This is a genomic window from uncultured Pelagibacterium sp. (assembly GCF_963972885.1).
Taxonomy (GTDB): Bacteria; Pseudomonadota; Alphaproteobacteria; order Rhizobiales; family Devosiaceae; genus Pelagibacterium; species Pelagibacterium nitratireducens.
In genome coordinates this window covers 1-15,757 of sequence record NZ_CAXAXY010000022.1, presented here as the reverse complement: position 1 = coordinate 15,757, position 15,757 = coordinate 1, and the positions used below count along the sequence as shown (strand labels likewise).

Annotated in this window: 14 protein-coding genes; 5 read left to right on the top strand and 9 right to left on the bottom strand. The window is 60.2% G+C overall.

Features of this window, described 5'->3' with window-relative positions:
- Positions 1 to 26: 26 nt before the first annotated feature.
- Entirely contained in the window at positions 27 to 950 is a 924-nt protein-coding gene (locus AACZ55_RS05915; RefSeq protein WP_339644136.1) for an AraC family transcriptional regulator, read from the bottom strand.
- Between the two features lie 97 nt (positions 951 to 1,047).
- Between AACZ55_RS05915 and AACZ55_RS05910 the strand changes: the two genes are divergently transcribed.
- Together AACZ55_RS05910 and AACZ55_RS05905 are read left to right on the top strand one after the other, a co-directional pair.
- Positions 1,048 to 1,794: an SDR family oxidoreductase gene (locus tag AACZ55_RS05910; protein WP_339644133.1), complete on the top strand. Its 747-nt coding sequence runs from the start codon at positions 1,048 to 1,050 to the stop codon at positions 1,792 to 1,794.
- A gap of 271 nt (positions 1,795 to 2,065) precedes the next feature.
- Positions 2,066 to 3,658, top strand: coding sequence for a carboxylesterase family protein (locus AACZ55_RS05905; protein ID WP_339644130.1), 1,593 nt, complete (start codon positions 2,066 to 2,068; stop codon positions 3,656 to 3,658).
- 39 nt (positions 3,659 to 3,697) lie between these two features.
- Here the strand turns inward: AACZ55_RS05905 and AACZ55_RS05900 are convergent, their stop codons facing one another.
- The 3 genes from AACZ55_RS05900 to AACZ55_RS05890 all read right to left on the bottom strand — a co-directional run bounded on the left by AACZ55_RS05900 (position 3,698) and on the right by AACZ55_RS05890 (position 6,644).
- The gene (locus AACZ55_RS05900) at positions 3,698 to 5,206 is read right to left on the bottom strand and encodes an ATP-binding cassette domain-containing protein (protein ID WP_339644127.1); all 1,509 of its coding nucleotides are present in this window, start codon (positions 5,204 to 5,206) and stop codon (positions 3,698 to 3,700) included.
- Between the two features lie 304 nt (positions 5,207 to 5,510).
- Positions 5,511 to 6,404 (bottom strand): sulfotransferase domain-containing protein, encoded by an 894-nt coding sequence (locus AACZ55_RS05895; protein WP_338606722.1) that lies wholly within the window; start codon positions 6,402 to 6,404, stop codon positions 5,511 to 5,513.
- A gap of 69 nt (positions 6,405 to 6,473) precedes the next feature.
- Positions 6,474 to 6,644, bottom strand: a complete 171-nt coding sequence (locus AACZ55_RS05890; RefSeq protein ID WP_338606721.1) for a hypothetical protein — start codon at positions 6,642 to 6,644, stop codon at positions 6,474 to 6,476.
- Between the two features lie 274 nt (positions 6,645 to 6,918).
- Between AACZ55_RS05890 and parE the strand changes: the two genes are divergently transcribed.
- The 3 genes from parE to AACZ55_RS05875 all read left to right on the top strand — a co-directional run bounded on the left by parE (position 6,919) and on the right by AACZ55_RS05875 (position 11,992).
- Positions 6,919 to 8,931, top strand: coding sequence for a DNA topoisomerase IV subunit B (parE, locus tag AACZ55_RS05885; RefSeq protein WP_338606720.1), 2,013 nt, complete (start codon positions 6,919 to 6,921; stop codon positions 8,929 to 8,931).
- 243 nt (positions 8,932 to 9,174) lie between these two features.
- A complete protein-coding gene (locus tag AACZ55_RS05880) occupies positions 9,175 to 10,605 on the top strand; it encodes a DEAD/DEAH box helicase (protein WP_339644122.1) in 1,431 nt (476 codons plus the stop codon).
- 322 nt (positions 10,606 to 10,927) lie between these two features.
- Positions 10,928 to 11,992 (top strand): GGDEF domain-containing protein, encoded by a 1,065-nt coding sequence (locus AACZ55_RS05875; protein ID WP_338606718.1) that lies wholly within the window; start codon positions 10,928 to 10,930, stop codon positions 11,990 to 11,992.
- Positions 11,993 to 11,998: 6 nt separating this feature from the next.
- Here the strand turns inward: AACZ55_RS05875 and sufA are convergent, their stop codons facing one another.
- The 5 genes from sufA to sufC form a co-directional block, all read right to left on the bottom strand.
- Positions 11,999 to 12,385, bottom strand: coding sequence for a Fe-S cluster assembly scaffold SufA (sufA, locus tag AACZ55_RS05870; protein ID WP_338606717.1), 387 nt, complete (start codon positions 12,383 to 12,385; stop codon positions 11,999 to 12,001).
- Between the two features lie 2 nt (positions 12,386 to 12,387).
- Positions 12,388 to 12,774, bottom strand: coding sequence for an SUF system Fe-S cluster assembly protein (locus AACZ55_RS05865; protein ID WP_014130696.1), 387 nt, complete (start codon positions 12,772 to 12,774; stop codon positions 12,388 to 12,390).
- A 12-nt stretch (positions 12,775 to 12,786) separates the two neighbouring features.
- On the bottom strand, positions 12,787 to 14,004 hold the full coding sequence (locus AACZ55_RS05860) for a cysteine desulfurase (protein ID WP_339644117.1): 1,218 nt from the start codon (positions 14,002 to 14,004) through the stop codon (positions 12,787 to 12,789).
- On the bottom strand, positions 14,004 to 15,215 hold the full coding sequence (sufD, locus tag AACZ55_RS05855) for a Fe-S cluster assembly protein SufD (RefSeq protein ID WP_338606715.1): 1,212 nt from the start codon (positions 15,213 to 15,215) through the stop codon (positions 14,004 to 14,006). Before sufD ends, AACZ55_RS05860 begins: the two co-directional genes overlap by 1 nt.
- An 11-nt stretch (positions 15,216 to 15,226) precedes the next feature.
- A partial coding sequence (gene sufC, locus AACZ55_RS05850; protein ID WP_339644115.1) for a Fe-S cluster assembly ATPase SufC occupies positions 15,227 to 15,757 on the bottom strand: 531 nt, incomplete at its 5' end.

Below are 15,757 nucleotides of genomic sequence, written 5' to 3'. Positions count from 1 at the left end.
CGGGCTCGACAGTACCAACCGCCCGTCTATGGAGCACGAGCCCCGGAGACTGTTTGCGTCGGAGCCGCATACTTGCTCGGCGCAACACCGACAAAGCGGGAAAAGGCAACGCTGAAGGCGCTGGCTGAGCCATAGCCAACGCGTCTGGCGATCTCTTTCATTCCTCCGTCCTTGCGGCGGAGCATGTCCTTGGCCAGGGCCATCCGCCAGGACAGCAAATATTCCATGGGCGCCATGCCCGTCTGCTTTTGGAATCGGTCGAAAAATACCGATCGTGACAGAATGGCTGCCGATGCCAACTCCTCGATCGTCCACGCCTTGGCCGGGTTCTCGTGCATCTGCCGAATTGCCGGACCGAGATGCGGATCGGCAAGGCCCCGCAGCAGACCCGGCGTTTCCAGTCCGGCCGCATCTGATCGCAACGCCTCGATCAACAGAAGCTGCAATTGCCTTTCGAGCACGATTTCCTTTGCGGGCCTCTCGCTTTGGGCTTCCTCGCGGATCATTTGCACAAGGGCGGTCAAGCGCGCCTGCCCCCGCACATGCAGCATGCTCGGCAGGAGCGCGAAAACCAGGGATGTATCGGGAGACCCGAAGTCCAGCCGCCCGATCAAAACCCGCATATTGGGCATGCCGACCGGATCGCCATGCCGCGTTTCGTCCCCGAGCTTGGTAACCCGAAGCGGGTCGTCGCCGTCATCGGGGCTCTCGACACTGCTCGACATGGTGAACCGATAAGCAGCTGGAATGAGCACAAAGTCATTCTCCTCAAGTTCGGCGTCCGGCTGCCCATTGATCGCTAGCCGTGCCGATCCTTCCAGTATGACTGCAAAGAACGGTCCTCCGTCGCCCGCCCCGTCCACACGCCAATTGCCCGATCCACTCGCTGCCTTGGAGAAGGGCAAGCTCGGTTGAAGCATGCTGACGATTTCGGCAAGGGGATCGATCAATCGGACGCTCACTAATGCATTTAGGATCCGCCATTATAGCGCGTCCCAAACTCGCGGTCCACATAAGTGGCATGAAAACACCGTGAAAGGATCTCCCATGAAAACCGTGCTCATTACCGGCTCCTCGTCCGGCTTCGGTCTGGACACCGCCAGATATTTTCTCGACCGTGGCTGGAAGGTTATAGCGACCATGCGCTCGCCTCAGAGCAACCTTCTCCCCGAGTCGGACCAACTGGTGGTGCTGCCACTCGACGTCACCAGTGACGAGAGCGTTCGCGCTGCCGTCGAGGCGGCGGGGCCGATCGACGTGCTTGTCAACAATGCGGGGATCGGCTGGCTCAATGCCCTCGAAGGCACGCCGACCGATGTTACCCGGTCCCTGTTCGAAACGAATACGTTTGGGACAATGCGCATGATCGACGCCGTCTTGCCCCAGTTTCGGGAAAGAAAGGCTGGACTGATCATCAACGTGACCTTCAGCGTCACGATGAAGCCGCTGCCGCTGCTTTCGGCCTATACTGCCAGCAAGGCCGCCGTTAACGCCTTCACGGAGTCTCTGGCGCTGGAACTGGCTCCCTTTGGAATTGGGGTCAAGATCGTGCTGCCCGGCTCCGCACCCGGCACCAGCTTTGGCAGCACAGCCCTTTCGCGACTGCGGGAAAACGGTGGGTTCCCGGCGGCCTATACCGAGTTCGCCAACGGCGTAATCGGGGCCATGCGGACCTCGACCGATCCCAGAACATTGTCTTCAGATGTTGCTGAGGCCATCTGGTACGCGGCAAATGACTCCTCGGCCCCGATGCGCATTCCGGCAGGCGCCGACGCAATTGCGCTGGAAGGCTAGATCAAGACCCGGCCGCTCCACCAAGTCCGATGCAGCCCGCCTCGTTCTGCATCGGACGCGGCACGATCTGCGACCGGCACGGCCCACGATGGCAAACGGTTCGCTTCCTTGTTTGCCGAAATCGTCATGCCAACCGCGATGGATGGCCGAAAAATATAGGCCATACGACTTTTCATATGATATTTCTTCTTTACCCGGATGGACTCCGCCGCTTCTCGTGCTAACTTTCCAATGTACGTACCGTTTCGTACATATGATGAGGAGGATATCCATGTTTCGGTTGAGTAAGATCGCTGCGACCGCGCTGGCGGCGACAATCGTGTTGGCCACCGGTGCCCAGGCCCAGATCGTCAAGACCCCGATCCCGGGCGACCCGGTGGAAACCGGTTCTGGTCAGATAGCAGGCAAGATGCTGGATTCAGGTGTTAAAGCCTATTTCGGCGTACCCTTTGCAGCACCGCCCCTGCGCGAACTGCGCTGGCAGCCACCACAGCCGCATGCGGAATGGGAGGGCGTCTATAATGCCGACCGCTTCGCCCCCGAATGCATGCAGACCTTGCGCAACAGCGACATCAACCACTATTTCGGCGAGGAATCCCTTTCCGAAGACTGTCTTTATCTCAACATATGGGCGCCCGAAGACGCCGAGCCGGGCGACGACCTGCCGGTCGTCGTCTGGATTTACGGTGGTGGCTTCACCGTCGGTTCAACCAACATGGCCAATTATTCCGGCGAACAGCTCGCCCAGCGCGGCGTCGTCTATGTCGCCCTGTCATACCGCCTTGGCGCCATGGGCTTTATGGCCCACCCCGAGCTCGCCGCTGAAAGCGAAACCGGAACGTCCGGCAATTACGGCCTGATGGATCAGGCTTTCGGTCTGCAATGGATTCAGGACAACATCGAGGCCTTTGGCGGCGATGCCGGCAACGTTACCATCGTCGGCCAGTCCGCCGGTTCCATGTCGCTGAGTGCCCTTCAGGTCAGCCCACTGGCCGATGGCCTGTTCCACAAGATCTTCGGCATGTCCGGCAGCATCGTCAACAGCTTTTCGTCTCCCTATGAGCAGGTCGAAGCGGCCGGCGTTCGAGCCCAGGAACAACTTGAGGCCACTGACATAAACGAGATGCGCGCTGTTTCCGCCGACAAATTTCTCGACCTCGATGGCGTCCGCTTCGGCATCGCCATCGATGGCCACGTTCTGCCCGAGCCGGCATGGACGGCTTTCCAGAACGGCAATTTCACCGACGTGCCCCTGGTCATCGGCTACACCAAGGATGAAACCTTCAACGGACTTGCAGGTGCTCAAAACGCCGACGAGCTGCGCACCAGAGCCCAAGACATGTTCGGCGATGACGCCGAGGAAATCCTGGCCTTCTACGATCTGGAGGCCGGGGATTTCCGCCGTACCGCGGTCGATATCTCACGCGACACATCCATGGCGAGCGCCGTTCGCGATTGGGCCATCGCCCAGACCACGCACGGCGACAGCCCGGTCTATGCCTATATCTTCAGCCGCACCCAGCCCTATGCCGAAGGGGTGACCTTCGCGGATCACGACCCGGCAACGGTCGGCGCCTATCACACCGTCGAGGTGCCTTATTTCCTCGACACACTCGATAGCCTCAACATGTTCCGGCAAACTCGGACATGGACCGATGCCGATCTGCAATTGCGCGACCGCTCGGCTGGCGCCCTCGTCGCCTTCGCCCAGTCCGGCGATCCCAACGTGGATGGCCTCGATTGGCCCGTCTATGCTCCCGACAACGAACGTCTTGTCGAATTCGATATCGATACCGTCGACACAATCGAATGGCCCAACCACCAAGCCATGCAGATCGTCCACGAGCAGCGCATAAGCCAGTAGCCTGGTCCGGCCCCGCATTTTCGTGCGGGGCCGATTGTTTCAAGCCCCCATCGCGGCAAAGAACCCTTCGGGGTCATCTGCCTCGATGAGCCTTCCCCTTTCGATCACCACAAACCGATTGGAAACGTCCCGCACGAAGGCGCGGTCGTGCGACACCAGCGCGCAACTGGCATCATGCTCGATGATCTCGGCAGCCAGCGCTTCCTGTCCGGCGATATCGATGTGGTTGGTCGGTTCGTCCAGCAGGTAGAAATTGGGCTCCATCAGGCGCAGCGCCAGCAACCCAAGCCTTGCCCTTTGGCCGTGAGACAGACGCGCACCGGAGGTCCGATGAGCGTCAGGGTCAATTCCGGCCGCCGCAAGCAGGCTCCGCGTCCGCTGATCGCCCTGCCCGAGCGCCGATATGAAATCGAACGGGCTGAGCTTTTCCGGCACGAAATCGAGCGCCTGATCCATGTATCCGACCACAAGACTTGGCGTCGCCTTGATGCCCTCAATGCTCTCTCCACCCATCAGGACGCGCCGCAACAGCTTGACGAGACTGGTTTTTCCCGTTCCGTTACGTCCCAGAAGGACGATTCTATCGCCTTGAAAGATATGCAGTTTCGGGATCGAGAACAGCTTGCGACCATCGGGCGCCGCCACAGTCAGTTCTTCGATGGACACAAGCACTTTGGCATGCGTTCCGCGATTGGCCAGCCGGATATCCCCGCTACGCTCCTTGTGCAGTACCTTGGCCCGCGCCTCGATTTTCTCGGCCCGATCGCGAAGCTGCTTTTGCTTTTTCTGCAGGAGGTCGCTGCCCGAATTGATGCCGATGTTTTTCAGCTTCGCCGATTGCTGGCGCAACTGGCTCGCCTCTTTCAGGTCGCGCTCGCGCTTGGTCGCCTCGCTCGCGTCCTCCTGAGCGAGAGCCTCGCGTGCCCGGCTATAGGGCAAGGGAAAATACCTCGAGACCTCGGGCCGCAAAAACAGCGTACGGTTGGTTACCGCGTCGAGAAAGCTCCGGTCGTGGCTTGCCATGATGACCGGCACATCGCCGATTCCCATAAGCCACTGTTCCAGCAGAGTAATTTTCTCAAGATCGAGATGGTTGGTCGGCTCGTCGAGCACCAGAATATCGGGATCGGACACCCAGGCCCGCATCAGTAACATCAGCCGCTGCCAGCCCCCGCTCAGCGCCCGCACCTCCAAATTACGGATGCCCTCGGGTGTAGAAAGCGTATCGAGCACCACATCGACCCGCCAGTTTTCACTCTCTAGCGTCTCCGCATCGAGCCCCGTGGCAACAGCATCGAACAGGCTCAAATCAAACAGCTTTTCGGGCACGACCTGCGGCACCATCCCGACCCGCGCACCGCGCGAGAGCGTGATGCCACCACGGGTAAGTTCATTCTCGCCGACAAGGCATTTGAGCAGCGTGGTCTTGCCAGCGCCGTTGCCGGCCACGATTCCGACCCGGTCACCGGATCCAATCGTGAGCGTCAAATCGTTGAAAAGATTGGTTTTCGCCGTATAACCGGCGGATTTAAGGGCAATCGTCGTCATTTCAGTCTCGAATATCCGGGATGGCTAAAGCCACCCAACTCTGCCAGACCGCACGGCATCATGCGGTCGCGATCAGGGCAGACCCGTACGGAATTCGAATGCGAAATGTCCGGTGACGGTCAGCCCTGCAACATGTGCTGCAGGGCGCAAACAGGGCCACGCTGACGATGGTGACGCCAGATATCGATCACGCAGCCCTCCCTTCATTTCCCAGAGCGTGTCCAGCAAAAGTGAATACGATTTTGCGGTTCGGACACGCGACGACAGTGAAACTATGCACCACCCCAAAGGGCTTGCGCAAGGCTCAGTTCGCCGTGCGCGGGGCGTATTTTTCCGCCAGCATCATCGCCGCCTTGCGGTCGATGTCGGCATATTGCAACACGCTGTCGGTGAGATATCCTTGGGCGTCCATCTGCACCCCATGCGCCTCGATGATCGCACGGGCGTGGATAGGCTTGAGCGTTTCGCGATAGTCACGCGGTACCCCGTTCTTGCCGCTCGCCTTGTGTGTTTCAGCAAGCAGGCCGGCGGCCGTTTCGAGGCTCTTGTCGGTCACCGGAATCTTCATGTGCGCGGCCAGCGCCTTGAGTTCCTTGATCGGGTTTGAGCGCAGATTTTCAAATCGGATGGCATGAACCTCGGGCTGTCGTTTGCCGATCCAACTCGCCACATTCTGGCTCCAGGAGCCCTGCGGCTCGGAAACGCGGGTCGCGCCGCCCCGCACCCGACGGTCCACGGTCATCATCGCCTCGATCACCCGCATGGGCTGCATCCCGCTCACCTCGACCAGAGCGGCGGCGACATCGAGCGGCGAGCGCACGATGTAGGTCCCGCCGATCGAAACCTTGGTGTTGAAGGTCGGATGCCCGAAAAACGTGCCGCGCACAGCATGCGTGCGCACAACCGGCAGACCGCGCGTGTCGCGTGAAAGCAGCTCGTGCACCTGCGGTCGCGCCGCCGCCACTTCCTCCTCGGCAAGGCTGCTGGCCTCCTTGCCGGTGACTTCCTTGTAGAAGCGGCCGTGGGAATCGAGCGGTATGATGTTGTCGATATTGCGCATATCGATCCGCTTTGGCGGATTGGGCTGACCCAGCGCGATCATCAGGAAAATCGCCGAGCGCACCCAATTGCCGCCCGAACGCGGGTACGAAGCGACAAAATAGAGCGGACGGATGGGCTTGGCCTGCTGGTCGGACACTGCGGACTCCTGGGATCAGTCCGCACTAGTTAGCTGTCGCGCGAGACTCACGCAACCGCGCCGCGCGCGTCAGGCCAGAAAAAACACCGCCACCAGTCCCGGCAACAGGACGGCTCTGGGAAGTGAAAGGTGGGCAAGCCGGTACGCAGAACTCTTCAATCCGGCCTGCAGCCACCAGAACACTTCGTGCCCTGACCCAGACGCCTGATACGCAGCGCCGCGGGCAATTCGTGCACGCATACGGCAACTCCAAACACATGAACCGTATGGAGATTTTTTACCGCAATGGGCTTAAAAAAGTGCTGATGAGACGCAAACCGAACGTAAACCGGGCCATGATTTTACGCCCCACAAGTGTCCCAGGATGAGAATCCGGCACTTGGCAGGCGTTGCGGCGGTGCAAGCGCAATCCTGTTGAAACACCTTGGAAACTGTGGTGTTTCCGCTCATACAAGCCGCCATATGATAGACCGGATTATCATCTGATTCGTCCGGCAAGATTTTTTTGAGGCCCATGACCGACGACAACGATCTTTTTGGCGTCACGCCCCCCCAACCCGCCGCCGAGCCCAAGCGCCCCGCTGCAGCGCGCGACCCGGCGCCGTCTGGCTCTTATACGGCCGCCGATATCGAGGTGCTCGAAGGTCTCGAGCCGGTGCGCCGCCGGCCCGGCATGTATGTGGGCGGAACCGACGCCAACGCGCTCCACCATCTGTTCGCCGAAGTGATCGACAACTCGATGGACGAGGCGATCGGTGGTCACGCCAACCGTATCGAGGTTCATCTGGGCGAGGATGGCTATGTCAGCGTGACCGACAATGGCCGCGGCATCCCTGTCGACGCTCACCCCAAGCGTCCGCACCTTTCTGCGCTTGAAGTCATCATGACCACGCTTCACGCGGGCGGCAAATTCGATTCCAAGGCCTATGAAACCTCCGGCGGGTTGCATGGCGTCGGCGTATCGGTCGTCAACGCGCTGACCGACGATCTCATCGTCGAAGTCGCGCTCGACCAAACTCTCTATCGGCAGACCTATTCGCGAGGCAAGCCGACCTCGCAACTGGAAAACATGGGCCGCGTCAACAACCGCCGCGGAACCACGATCCGCTTTCATCCCGATGCCCAGATCTTTGGCAATTCGGCCCGCTTCAGCCCCGACCGCATCTTCCGCATGACGCGCGCCAAGGCCTACCTTTTCGGTGGCGTCGAAATCCGCTGGTCGTGCGACGAAACGCTGGCCACCGATGAGGTCCCGGCCAAGGCCGTATTCCATTTTCCCGGTGGCCTTCGCGATTTCATCGAACGCCGCATCGAGGGCAGAACGCGCATTCTCGACGACATATTTTCCGGCAAGATAGGAAAGCCCGGCGGTCACGGATCGGTCGAATGGGCGATCTCCTGGTATCTTGGCGACACGTTTACATCCTCGTATTGCAACACTGTGCCCACTCCGGATGGCGGCACCCATGAAGCGGGCTTGCGCACCGCCCTGCTCCGCGGCCTGAAAAACTATGCCGACATGGTCGGCAACAAGCGCGCCTCGGTCATCACGTCCGAAGACGTTCTGGGCCATTGCGGCTCCATGCTTTCGGTCTTTATCCGTGAGCCTGAATTTGTCGGTCAGACCAAGGACAAGCTCGCTTCGGGTGAAGCCACGCGTATCGTTGACAACGCCATTCGCGACGCCTTCGACCACTGGCTGACCGCGTCGCCGAACCAGGCCAACAAATTGCTCGAATGGACCATCGAGCGGGCCGAGGACCGCCTGCGCCGTCGCAAGGAAAAGGAAATCGACCGCAAATCGGCGACCCGCAAACTGCGCCTGCCCGGAAAACTCGCCGATTGCACCCAGTCGGCAGCCCAGGGCGCCGAGTTGTTCATCGTCGAAGGCGACAGTGCCGGCGGCAGTGCCAAGCAGGCGCGCGACCGTGCCAGTCAGGCCATCCTGCCCCTGCGCGGCAAGGTGCTCAACGTCGCCGGCGCCAGCCGCGACAAGCTCGCCGCCAACCAGCAGATTGCCGATCTCATTCAGGCTTTGGGCTGCGGCACGCGCGACAGATATCGCGAAGACGATCTGCGCTACGACAAGATCATCATCATGACCGACGCCGACGTGGACGGCGCCCACATCGCCTCATTGCTGATGACCTTCTTTTATCAAGAACTCCCCGCCCTGATCGAAGGCGGCCATCTCTATCTGGCTCTGCCTCCGCTCTATCGCCTGTCGCAAGGTGCCAAGACCGCCTATGCCATGGACGATGCCCATCGGCTCAGACTGATGGAAGACGAGTTCACCGGACGCGGTAAAGTTGAGGTCACGCGCTTCAAAGGGCTTGGCGAAATGCCCCATGCCCACTTGAAGGAGACGACCATGAACCCCAAATCAAGGACATTGCTTCAGGTGCGCGTCGTTTCCGATCGCGCGCAAACCAGCGATACCGTCGACAGGCTGATGGGAAACAAGCCCGAGTCCCGCTTCGAATTCATTTCAGAAAAAGCGGCGTTTGTGACCGATGTCGACGTTTGATGGCTGACAATAGCACCACTGTTAATATTGATGGCCAAATCAAGATTGACTTGAACCCAAGGTAGTTTATGGTCCCGCTCGTCAGAGGCCATACCCGTTCGCTTGCACGCTCCGCGTGCAGGTTTGAGCCAAGTGTGGATGAAAGTGTACCGATTTCCGCTGGCGACACGTCGAGAAAGAACGAACCGGCAGTCCGCCTCACTTCTTCTTTATTCTCTGACCCGAACATGATGGACACCCGATTTGACTGTTGAATTCTCCGAGCTCGGCTTGGGCGACAAGGTCACCGAAGCGGTCGCCGCAGCCGGCTATACCAAGCCAACCGATATCCAGGCCCAGGCCATTCCCCATGTCCTTGAAAAAAGGGATCTGATCGGGATCGCACAGACCGGAACCGGCAAAACGGCTTCTTTCGTGCTGCCGATGCTCTCCCTGCTCGAAAAAGGCCGGGCCCGTGCCCGCATGCCGCGCACCCTCATTCTCGAACCCACGCGCGAACTCGCGGCGCAGGTTCACGAGAACTTCGAAAAATACGGCAAGAATCACCGCTTGACCGTCGCGCTGCTGATCGGCGGCGTCTCCTTTGAAGACCAGAACAAGAAGCTCGACCGCGGCGCCGATGTCCTGATCGCCACGCCCGGCCGTATGCTCGACCATTTCGAGCGCGGACGCCTGTTGCTCACCGGCGTCGACATTCTCGTCATCGACGAGGCCGACCGCATGCTCGACATGGGGTTCATCCCCGACATCGAACGCATCTGCTCGCTGCTTCCGGCACGCCGCCAGACCCTTTTCTTTTCGGCCACCATGCCGCCCGAGATACAGAAACTGACCCAGCGCTTCCTGCGCGATCCGGTCAAGGTGGAAGTGGCGCGCCAGAATTCGACCGCCGATACCATCGAGCAGCTTCTGCTCAAGGTGGGCAGGACGCCGGCGGAAAAGCGGGCAGCGCTTCGTGACCAGATCCGTGCCGCCAAGGATCTCAAGAATGCCATCGTCTTCTGCAACCGCAAGCGCGACGTCGCGACAGTCGCGCGTTCGCTCGAGCGTCATGGCTTTGATGCCGGCGCACTGCACGGCGACATGGATCAGAAATCGCGCACGGAAACGCTCGATCGCTTCCGCGCCGGCTCGCTCGCGATCCTTGTCGCCTCTGACGTTGCCGCCCGTGGTCTCGATATCCCCGCAGTGAGTCATGTCTTCAATTTCGACGTGCCCACCCATGCCGAGGATTATGTGCATCGCATCGGCCGGACCGGCCGCGCCGGACGCTCCGGCACCGCCATTACCCTGATTGGGCCGGGCGAAACCAAATATGTCGACGCCATAACCAAGCTGATCCAGCGCGATATCGCCTGGGCCGACGCACCCGCCTCTCCATCTGCGCCCACGCCTGACGCCTCACAAGGCGACGAAGCGCCGGCCAGTGGCCGCAAACGCGGCCGTCGGACGCGCGGCAAGGAGGAAAAGCCTGCAGCCGAAAAGCAGCAGGCCAAGCAGGCCGAGCAGGCGCCGCGTCAGAAGCGTGAGCAGTCGCCACGCCAGGACCGGGAGCAGGCTCCACGTCAGCAGCGCGAACAGCCACGACGCGCCAACAATGACGACGCGCCGGCGAGCTTCAAGTCCGAAGGCCATATCCCCGCCTTCCTCCTGCGCCCGACCGGCAGAGCCTGACCGCAATGTTGCCGGGTGTGGCCCTTCGCCCCGTTGGGCCCACACATCTGTTGACATCTCGGCCCGCTGGCGGCGGCTGTAATTTTTCATCTGGACAGGCGCACCCTGACACTCTAGCTAATCAACGGTTCCATGCCGGGGGGTTCTGGAAGCGTTTGGCACTCCATGTTGATGGTGTCGCACGCAACCTGCACTGCAATCTGAAGTCTCAATCCGCTTATCGACGGCGCTCGGACGCGGTTAAGGAGTTGGACCTGGTTTAAGGCAGCCTTAAGCCCTGCCGGACTATGATTCGATCAGAACAGGTGATGGTTGACGCAACGTGACAAACCTGGACTTTGACCGCGCATCAGGATTTGCCAACGCAGCGCTTGCCTTGCTCAAGCGCGCGCAGATTCCGCCGTTTCCGGTTTATTATGAGCTGTTCTACACCTACGCGACCGGCTCAAACACCGAACTCAACACCCAGATCAATGCAATTCTGACCCGGTCGGGCACCATCACCATCGATGAGGCCTCGAACCTGTGCGAGAAATTCCTCAAGGTCTCCGACATGGACGAAAAGCTGCGCGCCATGTCGCAGGTCATGAGCCGCAAGATCACCGACGTGAATCAGGCGATCGATATCGCCATGGTCAGCGCCAATTCCTATTCGGGGTCACTCCAGCAGGCATCTGGCGATCTGGCGGTCGGCGGCATCGATGAAGATGCGCTGAAAATGCTGTCCTCGCGCCTGCTCAAGGAAACGCGCCGGATGCAGGACATGAACCGGCGTCTCGAAGCCGAACTCGAAAACTCCAAGGACGACATTTCCGTGCTCCAGCGCGATCTCGATGAGGTCCGCAAGGAGTCCATGCTCGATCCCCTGACCAAGATTCCGAACCGCAAATGTTTCGATGAGCAATTTTCCGCCGAGCTGGAGCGAACCCATGCCCAGAACGCAACGCTCTCGCTGCTTCTGTTCGATATCGACAGCTTCAAGGCGTTCAACGATACCTATGGACACCTGACCGGCGATCAGGTGCTGCGACTGGTGGCGCAGGTACTCAAGGCCAATCTCAAGGGACGCGACATGCCGGCTCGGTTCGGCGGCGAAGAGTTTGCTGCAATTCTTCCTGAGACCGAGTTGGACGGTGCCCTCACCGTCGCCGAAAACATCCGTCGCTCAGTACAGGCCAAAGAACTTCTCAAGCGCTCGACCAATGAAAAGCTTGGGCGCATTACCCTGTCTGTCGGTGTCGCGCAGTGGCGTCCCGGCGACACCGCCGCCGCTTTCATCGAACGTGCCGACAAGTGCCTGTACGCCGCCAAGAATGCCGGGCGAAATCGTGTGATGTCCGAAAAAGACCTGCCCGATCGCCCGATATCATCGACCGATGTGGCATAATCGCCGTCAGGCGGTCGCTTCGGCTCGTGCCCGGGCGATGTCGGCGAGATCGGCGGGCTTGAGCTGCACGCTCTCCCCACACCCACAAGCGCCTTCCTGATTGGGGTTGTTGAAGGTAAAGCCCGATGTCATTCGGGTTTCCTCGAAATCCATCACCGTGCCGAGCAGGAACAGGGTCGCCTTGGGCTCGATCCAAACCTCGACGCCCTTGTCGCTGATGTGATCGTCGCCCTCCACGGCCTCCTCGACATAATCGAGCGTATAGGCCATGCCGGCACAACCGGCGTTCTTCACCCCGACGCGCACGCCGCTCACGGGCTTGTCGCTGTCTTCGATGATTTCCCTGATGCGCTCGGCAGCGGCATCGGTGAGTTCCATGATCGCAAAAGCCATTCTTACCACCAGTTGAGCGCGACTTGCGCTTCTTCGCTCATCCGGTCCGGCCCCCAGGGCGGATCGAACACCATTTTCACTTCGACGTCCTGAATACCTTCCACCGAACGGGCGGCATTTTCCACCCATCCCGGCATTTCACCGGCCACGGGACAGCCTGGAGCCGTCAATGTCATATCGATGGTCAGGTTCCGGTCATCGTCGAGATCGACCTTGTAGATCAGGCCCAATTCATAGATGTCGACCGGGATTTCAGGGTCATAGACCGTTTTGAGTGCCGCAATGAGGTCCGCCGTGATGCGTTCCACATCCTCGGCCGGCAGCGCATTGCCACCCTCCACAAAGCTCTTGGCTTCGGCTTCGGTCTTTTCCGGTGCAGTATCAGTCATGACGGTCCAATATCAAAAGAAGGATTGCGCCTTTTCGACAGCCTCGACGAGCGCATCCACATCGTCCTTGCCATTATATAGGGCAAACGAGGCCCGACATGTAGAGGTAACGCCAAATCTTTGTAAGAGAGGCATGGCGCAATGGGTCCCGGCCCGCACGGCAACGCCATAGCGGTCGAGAATTGTCGAAACATCGTGCGCATGGGCGTTTTCGAGCATGAAGGAGAATATCCCGCCCTTGCCCGCAGCTGTCCCGATCATGCGCAAGGAATTGATCCGGGAAAGTTGCTCGCCGGCATAAGCGGCAACCTCATGCTCATGGGCCGCAATCGCATCACGCCCCAAAGCCTCGACATAATCGATGGCCGCACCCAGCCCGATGGCCTGCACGATCGGTGGCGTGCCGGCCTCGAAACGGTGCGGCGGCGCGTTGTAGGTCACGGCATCCACCGAAACCTCTTCGATCATTTCCCCGCCGCCTAGGAACGGCTGCATCTCGGCCAGCAGATCATACTTGCCGTAAAGCACGCCCACCCCAGTCGGCCCGTAGAGCTTGTGCCCGGTAAAGACATAGAAATCGGCCCCGATCTCCTGCACGTCCACCCTGGTATGAACAGCCGCCTGGCTGCCGTCGATCAGCACCGGGATACCGCGTGCATGCGCGATCTCGACGATCTGCTTGGCCGGATTGATCGTGCCCAGCACGTTCGACATATGCGTGATGGCAACGATCCTGGTGCGGTCGGTCAGCGTTGCGGCGAAAGCATCGAGATCGAAACTGCCGTCATCGGCCACATCCACCCATTTGATCACCGCGCCCTTGCGTTCCCGATGGAAATGCCACGGCACGATGTTGGAGTGGTGTTCGGCGATCGAAATGACAATCTCGTCGCCCTCCCCGATCCGCGGACCGGCAAAGGAAGAAGCGACAAGGTTGATCGCCTCTGTCGTTGAACGCGTAAAAACGATCTCCTCGACCCGCCCGGCATTCAGGAACGCGCGAACCTTTTCCCGCGCGCCCTCGAAGGCCTCGGTCGCCCGGTTGGCCAGAGTATGCAGCCCCCGGTGCACATTGGCGTACTCATGCCGATAGGCATGATCCATCCGCTCGAGCACCTGCACCGGCTTTTGCGCCGAAGCACCCGAGTCGAGATAGACCAATCGCTTGCCGTGGATTTCCTCATCGAGAATGGGAAAATCGGTGCGTGCTGCCGCGAGATCGAAAGCCATCAGGCGTCCTTCTTGAGCCAGCGCTCGACGATCCCCGAAAGCGCTTCGGAGATATACTCGTCCTCGACCGCTGAGGTGATTTCTTCAAGAAAGGCGCGGATGAGCATGGTTTCGGCATCGGCACGCGAAATGCCGCGGCTCATCAGATAAAACATCCAGGTCTCGTCCAGGTCCCCGCATGTCGCGCCGTGGCCACAGACCACATCGTCGGCAAAGATTTCAAGCTCGGGCTTGGAGAGAATTTCCGCCTCATCCGAAAGCATTAGCCCCTGCGTCATCATCTTGGCATCGGTTTTCTGGGCATCGACAGCGACATTGATCTTGCCCTGGAAAACCGCCTTGCCGCGGCCGCGCGCAATCTGCTTGTAGAGCTCGGCCGAGGTTGTGTTCGGCACGCCATGGGTAATGTCGATGGTAATGTCGCGAAGCTCGTCGGTGTCGACCACGTTGAGGCCGAAGAAATCGCCATGAGTGGTCTCGCCGACGAAATCGGCAAACACATTGACCCGCGCGAGATGGGCGCCGGCATTGATGACCACCGATTTGAGGTTGGCTTCCGCCCCGATCCGATACTCGACAGTTGCGAAATGGGTCGCCTGCCGTGCTGAAACGTCCACGAGAATATGGGTCACCTCGGCGCCGTCGCCGACCGAGATATAGCTGCCCGCATTACCCATATGCGCCGCATCGCTGCCCGAAACCGTTTCGATAACCGTCGCCTTTGCACCTGGCGCAATGGCAATCTTGGCGCCGGACTGAACGTGGGCGGCAGGCCCTTCCATCCGGCGATCGATATGGATCACCGGATCGACCGATCCGGCAAGTTCCAGGCTGAGCGATTCCGCGACCAGCGCAGCGTTGAGGCGCACAATTACGTCGTCGCGCGTCGTCAGGACCGATCCGGCAGCCTTGCCCACGATCACCCCGGCGGGCGCCGTCGATGTCGATTGCACGACGCCATTGGCGATCACGATGCGATAGGCACCGGGAATGTCGATGGCCGGCGCACTAAAATCGTTTGCCACCTCGGCCAGAGGCGGGACCGCGCTCAAAAGCGTCTTGAGATCGGTATAGTGATAGCTCTCGACCCGGCGCGTCGGCAGGCCGATCACCCGCAAGCGCTCGGCTGCATCCTTGGCGCCGACGCTTTCGAGCTGGGCGACGAGGCTTTCCTCGGCGCCACTGAGCCGGACAGGCGTTTGTATGTTCACAGCGTTACCTCTCAGGCGGCGTTGGATTCGTCGAAGTCGGCATAGCCCTTGGCTTCGAGTTCGAGCGCCAGCGATTTGTCGCCGGTTTCCACAACACGACCCGCCGAGAACACATGCACGACGTCAGGCACGATGTAGTTCAAAAGGCGCTGATAGTGAGTGATGACCAGCATCGAGCGCTCGGGATCGCGCAGCTTGTTGACACCCTCGGACACAACCTTGAGTGCATCGATGTCCAGACCGGAATCGGTCTCATCGAGAATGCAGAGTTTGGGAGCCAGAAGCGCCATCTGCAGGATTTCCGCGCGCTTTTTCTCACCGCCGGAGAACCCCACATTGAGCGGGCGCTTGAGCATGTCCTGCTTGATTTCCAGCAGCCCGGCGGCATCCTTGACGGCACGCATGAAATCGGGCGTCGAAAGCTCGCCCTCCCCGCGCGCCTTGCGCTGGGCATTCATGGCCGCCTTGAGAAAGGTCATCGTCGCCACGCCCGGAATTTCGATCGGGTACTGGAAGGCCAAAAACACACCTGCGGCGGCGCG